We start from the raw sequence: 1802 nt of genomic DNA, 5'->3' as shown, positions 1-1802 counted from the left end.
AAAGCGTTTGCGTTGCATTTCGCGAACCTCCGATTCTTTCTTCACAATCTCGTCTTCACGCTGTCTGCGTGCTTCGTCACTCAAAAGGACTTGCTCTGCTTGAAAACGGTTGTATAGGCTCTTGATTTTATCGTATTCCTGTGCAATTTCCTGGCGCCAGCGGGCAGCCATCTTGTCCAATTCATCGCCAGCAGCCTTGTATTCATTGACACTTTCAAGGATGCGGGATACATCAACACTGGCAATACGTTGGGCTTGTACCATCAGGGCAAAAGCTGGAACCAAGGCCAGAACCAATATTGCTTTCTTAATGAGGTTGAATGTTTGTTCCTTCATGGAAGTTCTATTTTTGTTTTGTGACGAAAATTTGCAATAATGTAACGGGAAGTTTGGTGAAAAGAAAAGCAGCAAGGGCTGGTTTAACTAATGCTTAACCAATGCAGGCTCTATAGCGTTCGGGATAACAAAATTTTAGCATTTTTTACCGTCCCTTTAACGTTTCCCAATTCCTGATCCATACGTCGGTTTGGGTAAAGGGAATTTCAATTTTATGTTCCCGGAATACTCTGTCGATCTCAAAGCGAATGTCGCTCTTTACGTCTTCAATGCCCATAAATTCATTGGACCAAAAATAAACTTCAAAATCCAGGCTTGAGGTGCCGAACAAAACCATGCGGGCATTCACCTCGGGAGTAGGCAAGACTTTGGGGTGGCTTTTGGCTACATCGACTAAAATTTGTTTGACCAACTGGGTGTCAGACCCATATGCTACTCCTACCGCAACGGTAAAGCGGGCTACATCATCGCCGTGGCTCCAGTTGGTCACGTTGTTGATCACCAATCGGGAATTGGGCACAATGACACTGCGGTTGTCGCGGGTTTGTACTACCGAAGTACGTGGTCCAATCCTGCGCACCTTACCTACCAGGCCATCAATTTCTACCCAATCACCTACTTCCACCGAACGTTCGAACAACAACAAAATTCCCGAAAAGAAGTCATTGAAAGTTTGTTGCAAACCAATCCCCACGCCCACCAATAAGGCGACCGCACCACCGGCAATCACCGTGATGTTTACCCCAACAAAATGCAGGGCGATCATTCCGGCAATAAAGTAGATGAGGTAATTGACGAGTTGGTTGAAAGCGAATTGCGATCCAATGTTGATGCTACGCCGACGGTAAAAATTGGCCAGAAACAAATGGATGATCAGCCAAATCAGGAGTTGCGCTGTCAAAATCACCAGAGTTGCGATCAGCACATTGGAAATGCGGAGGGCGTAGTTCCCCTTGCCAACTTTACCTTCAAAAAAGGTGAAATCAGTTTGGAACAAACTCAGCATCGCCATCAGTGTAACGACGTATACTGCATATTTAATGTAGCGATTGGAGGTGCTCAGGGTGCGTTGGAGGCCGCTGGAACCGCCCCCCAGAATCGGGTTTTTTAAATTTCCCTGGGCCTGAAAAAAATTGCGCAAAATAACCCGGCCTAAAATCAGATCCACAATGAAGGCAATTTGCCAAAGCATCAAGCCCTGAATTAGGGTAGAAATTCCAATCCAGCGCATTTTATCCTGATACAAAGTATAGTCTACCTTACAAGTCCACATCCAGGTCAGGACGATCAAGTACAAAAAAAGCGGTTGAAAGCGCCGTCTTACCTGCCGCCGCCGGACTTGTTCTACATCGAATCGGCGGAACAATTTGCGCAACAACCAGAACATAATCAGCCAATCGAGTGCCAACAAGCCCAGTGTTTGTAATGAGGCAATTGTTAATTGTGCACCACTGATTTGAAAACTC

2 protein-coding genes are annotated in these 1802 nt (G+C 45.8%); both read right to left on the bottom strand.

Going from position 1 to position 1802, the window contains the following annotated elements:
- A partial coding sequence (locus tag SFV55_RS05630; protein WP_320028493.1) for an OmpH family outer membrane protein occupies positions 1–336 on the bottom strand: 336 nt, incomplete at its 3' end.
- A 145-nt stretch (positions 337–481) separates the two neighbouring features.
- Positions 482–1802: mechanosensitive ion channel family protein (locus SFV55_RS05625; protein ID WP_320028492.1), on the bottom strand; the 1321-nt coding region annotated here is incomplete at its 5' end.

The sequence above is a fragment of the Haliscomenobacter sp. genome (assembly GCF_033763495.1).
GTDB lineage: Bacteria > Bacteroidota > Bacteroidia > Chitinophagales > Saprospiraceae > Haliscomenobacter.
Note: the sequence above shows the minus strand (reverse complement) of the source record. Positions and strands in the feature narration are given on the sequence as shown.